We start from the raw sequence: 8,579 nt of genomic DNA on the forward strand, positions 1-8,579 counted from the left end.
GGAAACGAGAGCGTGAGCAGGTATATCTGGACGCAGGTTCGCGGCTGGAATAGGCGAAGTTGCCGAGAGGGGGTTAGTGCGGTAACGTATTGCCCAGAAAGGACAAACCCCGAATCTCTAAGTTCAATCTTGGCGGATGGCTTAGAGAGTTCGGGGCCGTGACTTAATCACAGGAACAAGAATACCACATGGATCACACCAAACAACCCTGCACCGCCAATAAGCGCGGTGATCGATGGTAAAACCAGCACTGCAAGCCGCTGCCTTTGTCGAACGTCTCCCCCGTCGCCCCTACTGCACCGATGATCCGGCTCATGGGCTGCACATTCGCCCGCAAGCAACCGCGCTGGCCTATCGCCATGTTCAGCACAACCCGCCGCCGCATGTCTCCTGCATTGTGTTTGATGTGGACAGAAAGCCCTATGAGCAGCGGCGAGAAGGGTATCAAGAGTGGCGAGAGCGTGGCTTGCCTGCGCCGCATTGGATCGCGATCAACCCCGAAAACGGCAACTACCATCTTGGCTATCTGCTGGCCGCGCCAGTGGCGCGTACCAATGCAGCCAGGCTAAAGCCACTGCGCTATCTAGCGGCTATAGAGCACGTGCTGGCGAAGAAGCTGGGCGCTGACATGGGGTACGTTGGGTTGATCACCAAAAACCCCGTACACAGCGATTGGTGGACGGTATGGCATAACCATGTGCCCTATTCCCTCGACTACCTCGCCGAGTTTTGCCCAGATGCGGATTTAGCGGCCTACAACCGCCGCAGCGGCAAAGAGGCGAGCGGGCTGGGGCGTAACGTCACTGTGTTCGATAACGTGCGGGAATGGGGCTACAGCGCAGTGCGGGATTATTGGCGGCCCAATGGATACGACGCATGGGCGGATGCGGTGAGAGCTGCCTGTGAGAGCGCCAATGCGTTTGGACGCGAGCAGGGCGGCCCGTTGCCCCATAGTGAGATCAAGGCAACGGCCAAGAGTATCGCCCGTTGGATCTGGCGGCACCTTACCCCGACCTCGTTTGCGGATTACGTTGATCGGACACATACCCCCGAGATCCAAGCGCGGAGAGGTGCTAAGGGCGGCAGGGTATCCAAGGGCGGGGGCAGGCCCAAGTCCACGAACTGGGAACTGTGGGAGACAATCCAGAAGATGAAGGCCGAAGGGCATCCACATAGTTCGATAGCGCAGGATCTTAAAATCTCGGCGAGTACCGTCAGCAAGTACGCCAAGATTTCAAAATAGCGATCGCGAAACAAGCCTATATCAGATAACAGCGCCCGCAGGGCGTTCGTTTCTGATATGGCTTGTCATTAGAAAGAGGATCTTGGCGAGGTGGGCAAGCGCCCGAACCGGAGGCCGTCCATCAGGCCGTGGGTTTGGCCTGTGGACGGGGGCGTTGTCCACGGAGCGTGGGTGGGGTTGGTTTTTGTCCTGGTTCTCAACGACTGGACAGATCGATCTCGATACGCCGAAAGCCAATGCCATTGGCGGTGTTGGCGGCGGCATCGATGCTCTTGAACACCCGCCAGCCCCCGCGTTGTCGTTCCAGGACAATGGTCTCGCTCTGTTTGCCGAACTTCACCAGATGCAGATGGTAGCCAGCCCCCATCGGGGTGGGGGCAATCAGGGCCTTGGCAAACCCACCTTGGTCAAACGTCCACTTCGCTTGCAGTTCTTCCATATCAAAACGCGCCTTTGATTAATCAAATTTACAAAATGATTCTAGCACAGCGCCGTCTTTATACCAGCGGTGGCTTCGGCGGTTCACCTGGCCGTTCCAGTAGCGCCCAAAGGAGGCAGAGTGCGTACCAATGATCCTGTCGTGTCCGATCTGCCAGCTGTGACTGGCGAGCCCAATAACGGTGGATGTGTGCCCGCCCTATCTGGGGCGGTTGGCGCACCCCCGGCTCGTATTGACGAATGTCGAGCAGGATGGCGATCAGCCGTTTGACCATGGCGCGGCGGCTGGTTTTGCCGCCGTGTCGCAGGTAGGTATCGACCCGTTCCCTTACCCATTGCTCCATGTGTCCTCCTTATCCCAGGTACGCGTTGGTCACGTCGATCCGCCCGTGCCCCAGTTCGGCGGCCACCTGCTCACGGGCCTGCAAATCCAGCTCCCGCGCCGCCGCGACCTCGATCCCCAACTGGGCGGCTAAAAACCGATGATGGTCGGCACCGTGACCGATCCCGGCCGCGACGGGCGCGGGGGCACCCACCAGGGTTTCGTACCGTCCCTGGGCGTAGGCGTGTCGTTCGCCGTGCGACCGGATGCCCGCGCTGCGCAGCTCGCTATAGGCAGCCGTCCTAAAGTCCTTGTAGGACATTGAGGGCGGGATCAACGAGCGGCCCTCCTGTTGGGCGGCGGCCTGGGCCAGTGCGTGGTGCTGGGCGGGTGATTGGCAGGGAACCTGCCGCACGAGCCCGCCCTTGGTGCCGTCCTCGATGCGGATCTGGCCGTGCCGTTCGGCCTGGGCAAGCGCCCGTTGGGCGTCGAGTTTGGCCGCCTCCTCGAACCGCAATCCCAACGAACGTTGGAGGCTCAGCAGGGCTCCCACCCGCTCGGAGACGGCGGCCACGGCGGTGTCGTGCTGGGACACCGGCACGGCATGATCGGTGGTAGCGATCCCGCTACGGGTCGGCAGCCCCGCCTCGCGCACGGGGTCGAGCCGCACGGCCCGGTCGCCTCGGGCTATCTCCATGACCCGGTTAACGGCGGAGAGCGCATTTTGGGCGGTGGCGGGGCTGATCTCCCCCTGCTCCAGCCGCGCGATCAGGTGGGCGGCATAACCGCGCAGGGTGGCCGTCTCGATGTGCCGCATGTCCCTGATCCCCGCCTCCTCACGCGCCCAACTGGCGAACTGGCCCCAGCGATCGGCCATCGTGGCGATCGAACTGTGGCTCTGCATTCCCTCGCGCAGGGCGCTGCGCCCGGCATAGCCCATATCCCGGCTGCCGAGGCCAAAATTTCGTGAATCGGGGTTTGCCCGATCACATCTCGCCATATCAAATCTCCATATTGATTGATTGAAATTACGTTTTGATGCCCCATCCCCTGTTCCTGGTGGTGAGTGTTTTGCACCTGTTTTCGACTGTGCGTGTCGTGGGGGGCTTTTTTTTTCTACATCTCCTTACGCGGTGAGCGTGATTGTTCCGCAGAGCGGAGGGGGCTGCTATGGCAGGGGGCTCCTGCAAGCAGGGCGCGGGTCGAGATCGACTGCGCCGAGCGTCCGGCTGGCCTGTTTTCGTGCGTTTTCGTGCCAGTGAGATCTGGCGGCATGGCCCGAGGGCTAAGGGATAGCGCTGGGTTGGCGCTGGCCGTCTCTGTCAAACAGAGACGGCAGGGGGGGGGGGCTGGGTATCATCGCATCGCATCTCATCGGCTACCCGGTGGGAGGCAGTGGCCGCAAGGCTCCGCCGGAGGCTTATTCGTGCGTGGCGTGATCCTTAGAGCAAGGAATACCTGAAAAGGTGTTGGTCTATAAAGCAAGGAATACCTGAAAAGGTGTTGGTCTATAAAATAAGGAATACCTGAAAAGGTGTTGGTCTATAAAGTAAGGAATACCTGAAAAGGTGTTGGTCTATAAAGTAAGAAATGCCTACAAGGTGCTAGTCTATAAAGTAAGAAATGCCTACAAGGTGCTAGTCTATAAAGTAAGAAATGCCTGCAAGGTGCTAGTCTATAAAGTAAGAAATGCCTGCAAGGGTTACTGAGTCGTTAAACGCATAAATGCGCAGATGCGTGTTGCAGTCGCATAACACTGTATTGCAAGGTCTCCATCTTTAGATTTCGACCGTCCACATCCACCCGTGAGTTTCAGTGCGCCCGAGATTATCCAGTTGAGCTCGACTGGCGAGAAATATTCAGTTATTGCATTTTGTGCAATAAAAGAAGGGATTTCTCAGTTGGGGAAATCAGAAAAATCAATTGGAATAGGAATCCGCTTTGCGTGGCAGCAACTGGCTGTGTTTGGGGAAATTCAGGCATGACAAATCGCCCCAGGGACCACATGTCCCTTGAGGACGTCATGGTCGTGAGGTGATTCGACAGCGCAAAGCGAATTACACACTCGAAAGTGATTTAGGCCGGGCTGTTAGGCTCGGCGAGCTAGTGATTAGGCCCCACAGGGATAAATCACCTTAAATCTGCATCCCTATCCTGTCAAGCCTCAGCCCGTGCGGCCTCCTGCTCGTCTGGCGTCCCTGTGGCGTAGATCTGGGCCACTCACCGCCCAGTTTGGCCGAAACCGGATAGGCCAGAGATCGCGGCCAAAACCTCTCCCAAACCGTCGCAAACTTTCAGCCGCCAAACCGCCTCGGCAGCCCTGCCTGAGCACTCTAAATGGCCCCTCTGCTGCCAGAACGGGGCGAACGGCCCGTTTTCCCTGGTAAAAAGGCCAATTAAACATAATGGGCGTTATGCGCACAGGTTTATGGTCGATCTAATTTTGTTTTTAGATACTAAGTAGCCGACGTGGGCTGGGAGTGGATAGATCTTGGGTTGGAGGTTGGCCGAACGCCGATTTTGAAGTTGGCGCTGGCCGGTTGGTCCCCTTCAACGTGGCATTAAGGGGTCGTGTAGTGAATCATTCCTGTGTTCTGGACACAAATCGTTGAAAATGGGCGCCACCACCCTGCTATATCATCTTGTCTAGGTGGTGTTGCTGTAGATGCGCCGGAACATTTTTTATCAGTTGTAGTCTTCGCAGATCGATTCTACTTTTGACATCCATCGTTCCATGCTTGCTGTCTTTGATGGGGTGCTTTCATATTTGTACTTTATCCCACGGCATATCATCTGGGTGTTATCGTACATCCGCTGTTCCAGTGTGTCCTTATACAATAAAGAAGACTGCGCTAGAAGGGAAACATCATCCCCCATCTCTGCCGCATTCAAATAAGGTTCTGCCGCATGAGCATAAGTGAAAGCAGTGGACATAAAAAATAAGGCTGACACAGTAAGCTTTTTCATAACTAAAAATTTCTCCAAAAAAATAAAAACATCACAAAGCATGTGCGAAAGTGTAAAGTTGAGTATACTAATTTTGATATAAATCACAAAAAATGATAACGAAAAATCTGAAACCAGTCGCCACAATTGTGATCCCGCGCCAGGTCTGTAATACCCCCCCCTACGGACTGCGTTGCGTAAGTTGTTTTAAGTCAAAGATGGCGGCCTGATGCTAAAAAACTTTAGGCGCTGCCAGCTAGACTTCAACATTGCTTGTGTTGCTATCCCACCCCCGCGCGCCGTAAAGTTCTGCTGGCGCGACTGAAAGATTATCGCGTTATGTGGTATATATGAATCTCTGCTCATAGACTGGATTTTTAAACAATGAAGAAAGTTGTAATTATATTATCAATGACATTAATAACTGCATGCTCGTCAAGTTCATCAGCATCATTGCCTGTAAAAGTTATTGATAGTAAGACGGCAGAGAGCTGCAATCTAATAGATGCAGTGTCAGGTTCAGAAGTTTTCAGCTTAACAGTTGATAGAAATGTGGCATTGGCAAGGGAAAATGCTGCTAATGAGGCTATCAAGCTAGGGGCTAATGCAGTTGTAATTACAGGCTCTGATGTTACGGCAAATGGTAATTCTGCGACCGTAACGATGAATGCATACTCGTGCAATTGATTCAGTGTTGGTGCTATATGTAAAGGAGATTTCATACAATGAAGTTATCAGGGGTTGCATGTATTTTATGTGTTTTTTTGGTTTCTAATGCTGTTGCCTCAATTACCGAAGAAGGTGATTCTGTAAAAAAATCCCTTTCTGAAGGGAAGAGATGTATGGCTACATGGAGTGTTGAAAGCTCTAAGGAAGGTCAAAAGACAGAGATATTTGCAGTGAGGGAGCTGGAGGGTAAGACCCAATACTACGTTTCTTACTCTAATGAGTACTCGAAGATATGGACATGGGACTTTAGGATTACGGGCATCAAGTGTGAGTAGATCCACAAGCAAGTATGGCGGGTGGTGTTAGACCCGCAGTACGCATAAGGGGGGCTTATGGTAAATCCAAGCCCCTTTTTGCTGCCTATCAGCCTGCAAGATGGCTTGTTTTGCAGGGCGTTATCTCCCATTCTGCGCCGCACTATCCCTTGTGTCGGAGCATTCCATGAAAACCATCACTCATCCCACCCTGGTGCAACTGGTGGCGGCCGGTGCTGTGCGCGTCGTTGTCGCGGTCGGACAACCTGGCGGCTGGACCCTGCTGGTGCGCTACGGGGTCGTTTGCGGGAGAGGGCGAAATCCTACGCTAAGGCTTTGGCCAACGATATTCTCCGGTAAGATTGATGTGTTCCCAGGGGATAGGAGAAGTCGCTTGATATCTAGTAGGGGTCGCCTCAGAATTCGGACAATAAAGCACGCTAACGGCTGGCGTGTCAGGTTGAGGCCATAGACGCCGCGCCGAAGGCGTCAGGAAATTCCGGAAAAGGCCCTACTCTGACGCTCTTTCGCCGCTTCGTCTGACGCCCGGTTGGGCTATAGCCTAGCCGGACAGCCTTCATGGCTTGTTTTTGATTTAAGTACTAAATTGCCCCAGACCATACGGCGAGAAGCCTTGAGGGGGAGCCTGACTCAAGATTTCAAATGAACCAGCCGATACAATGAAGGCACATTGATATGCCTAATAATGAGGTGAAGTAGTGAGTGATTGGCTAACCCGTTTTTCAATTAAAACCCGTCTCATCAGTTTGCTCATTCTGCTAGCTGCTACGGCTGCCGGCCTGACAATGGCGGGGCTTAACGGCATGCGCAGCAGCAATGCCGATATTAACCAGATGTACAACAACGTTCTGCTACCGCTCGATAAGCTTGGCGACCTCACCAATCACATGCACCATGCACGCACTCAGCTTTTGCTTGCTCTGCAACATCAGCCTGGTAGTGCGTTCGAAAAGGCACATGACCACCCCGCGAGCATGCATTTCGATGCTGTGGATAGAAGCGTAGGCAGCATGCGTGAGCGCCTTGCTGACTATCAGCGTATGCCAATGAGCAAAGAGCAGCAGCGCTTGGCCACTGAACTGCAAAACAAGCTGTCTGATTATCTGGATAATGGTGTTCAACCGACGCTCAATGCAATGCGCCAAGGTGACTATGCGGGAGGGAATGCAATCCTGCTGAATCGCTTGCAACCTGCATTTATGACGACCTATGCCAGCGTGCGTAATCTGGTTGAGTCGGAGCAGGAGAGCGCCAATGCAAGCTACCAGCGCGCTAAAGAGAGCTTCGATCGTCTGGTTGTGATAATCGGTCTCACGCTAGTGGTTGCTCTGTTTCTGGCCACAGTCGTGGCTTTGGCTACTGTATCTGGCATCACAAAAGCTGTTCGCGAGCTTCAAGTCGGCGGTCAGCAGCTAGCTGATGGCAATTTGGGCTATCGAGTTACCTATCAGGGGCGTGATGAGCTGGGCGAAATCTCTAGCTCATTCAATGCAATGGCTTCGCGTTTTCACCACACCATTCAAGAGTTGGCGGGGGCTGTGGAGCAACTGGCAGCCGCAGCTGAGCAGACTGCTCAGATCAGCACTGAAACCAGTGACGGCATCCGCCGCCAGCAGTTGGAGACAGATCAGGTTGCTACTGCGATGAACGAAATGTCAGCTACTGTGCAGGATGTGGCTGGGAACGCGGCCAGTGCAGCAAGAGCAGCACAGGAAGCAGATCAGCAGTCGGAAAGTGGAAAGCTTGTTGTTCATCAAACAATCTCTTCTATCGACAGCCTAGCCAGTGAAGTTGAGCACGCGGCCACCGTTATCCATGAGCTTGAAGCAGACAGTGCTGGTATTAGCTCTGTGGTGGATGTCATTCGCAGCATCGCCGATCAAACCAATTTACTTGCCCTTAATGCGGCTATTGAAGCTGCAAGAGCTGGTGAGCAAGGGCGAGGCTTTGCTGTGGTGGCGGATGAGGTGCGCTCGCTTGCTTCGCGCACGCAACAGTCAACCAGCGAAATTCAGACCATGATTGAAAAACTGCAGGGCGGGGCAAATCGTGCTGTTGCGGTCATGCAAAGTAGTTGCACCAAAGCACAAGCTGGTAAACAACAGGTTGCCAGCGCAGGTCATATGCTGGATCAGATCAGTAACGCTGTTGCGATTATTAATGACATGAATGCCATGATTGCATCTGCCGCTGAGGAGCAAAGCTCTGTCGCGGAGGAGATCAATCGTAACGTTACTAGTGTCAGCCAGATTGCCGAGGAAACTAGCGAGGCTTCCCGTCAGAATGTTGCCACCAGTAAGCAACTATCTGCTCTGGCAACCCAACTTCAGCGTCTGGTGCATATGTTCCGTCTTTAGGCAAACTGACGCAGGATTGTAGTCTCGTACAGCGCCTCCTCCATCGCCGGGTCGCTGTAGCCGAACCAGTTCTGCATCAAATGCACGCACAACATCGCCATCAGCGGATAGGCTGGACTGCCGCCTTCACCCTTCGGGTAGTGCGGCTCGATCAAGGCGATCAAACCCTTCCACGGCACCACCTGATCCATCTCGATCAGGAACAACTCTTTGCGGGCCTGCTTGCGCTTGCCGGCATACTCGGCGTAGGCGAAGGTAATCTGCTTCAT

General features: G+C 54.1%; 8 protein-coding genes and 1 pseudogene. 4 read left to right on the top strand and 5 right to left on the bottom strand.

The features are described from left to right. Positions 1-235 precede the first annotated feature (235 nt). Positions 236-1,243: a replication initiation protein gene (locus tag PG881_RS23440; protein WP_270803239.1), complete on the top strand. Its 1,008-nt coding sequence runs from the start codon at positions 236-238 to the stop codon at positions 1,241-1,243. 196 nt (positions 1,244-1,439) lie between these two features. Here PG881_RS23440 and PG881_RS23445 read toward each other — a convergent pair whose 3' ends face one another. From PG881_RS23445 to PG881_RS23460, 4 genes are all read right to left on the bottom strand, one after another. Then, positions 1,440-1,682, bottom strand: coding sequence for a plasmid replication protein RepB (locus tag PG881_RS23445; protein WP_103859311.1), 243 nt, complete (start codon positions 1,680-1,682; stop codon positions 1,440-1,442). 58 nt (positions 1,683-1,740) lie between these two features. After that, positions 1,741-2,025 carry a hypothetical protein gene (locus tag PG881_RS23450; RefSeq protein ID WP_128274411.1) on the bottom strand — a complete coding sequence of 95 codons (285 nt, stop codon included), beginning with the start codon at positions 2,023-2,025 and terminating at the stop codon, positions 1,741-1,743. 9 nt (positions 2,026-2,034) lie between these two features. Further along, a complete protein-coding gene (locus PG881_RS23455) occupies positions 2,035-3,003 on the bottom strand; it encodes an integrase domain-containing protein (RefSeq protein ID WP_236277422.1) in 969 nt (322 codons plus the stop codon). Positions 3,004-4,688: 1,685 nt separating this feature from the next. Then, positions 4,689-4,970, bottom strand: a complete 282-nt coding sequence (locus PG881_RS23460) for a hypothetical protein (protein ID WP_270803241.1) — start codon at positions 4,968-4,970, stop codon at positions 4,689-4,691. A gap of 363 nt (positions 4,971-5,333) precedes the next feature. On the opposite strand from PG881_RS23460, the gene PG881_RS23465 reads away from it, so the two are divergent. The 3 genes from PG881_RS23465 to PG881_RS23475 all read left to right on the top strand — a co-directional run bounded on the left by PG881_RS23465 (position 5,334) and on the right by PG881_RS23475 (position 8,310). Beyond that, positions 5,334-5,636, top strand: coding sequence for a DUF4156 domain-containing protein (locus PG881_RS23465; RefSeq protein WP_270671178.1), 303 nt, complete (start codon positions 5,334-5,336; stop codon positions 5,634-5,636). A 38-nt stretch (positions 5,637-5,674) separates the two neighbouring features. Continuing rightward, positions 5,675-5,953 carry a hypothetical protein gene (locus PG881_RS23470; RefSeq protein WP_270671179.1) on the top strand — a complete coding sequence of 93 codons (279 nt, stop codon included), beginning with the start codon at positions 5,675-5,677 and terminating at the stop codon, positions 5,951-5,953. 698 nt (positions 5,954-6,651) lie between these two features. After that, positions 6,652-8,310: a methyl-accepting chemotaxis protein gene (locus PG881_RS23475; protein WP_194760709.1), complete on the top strand. Its 1,659-nt coding sequence runs from the start codon at positions 6,652-6,654 to the stop codon at positions 8,308-8,310. Here the strand turns inward: PG881_RS23475 and PG881_RS23480 are convergent. Continuing rightward, positions 8,310-8,579: pseudogene (locus PG881_RS23480) on the bottom strand (transposase); the annotation flags it as partial. The gene PG881_RS23475 and the pseudogene PG881_RS23480 sit on opposite strands and share 1 nt — an antisense overlap.

The organism is Aeromonas sp. QDB54 (assembly GCF_027707385.1).
Classification (GTDB): Bacteria; Pseudomonadota; Gammaproteobacteria; order Enterobacterales; family Aeromonadaceae; genus Aeromonas; species Aeromonas hydrophila.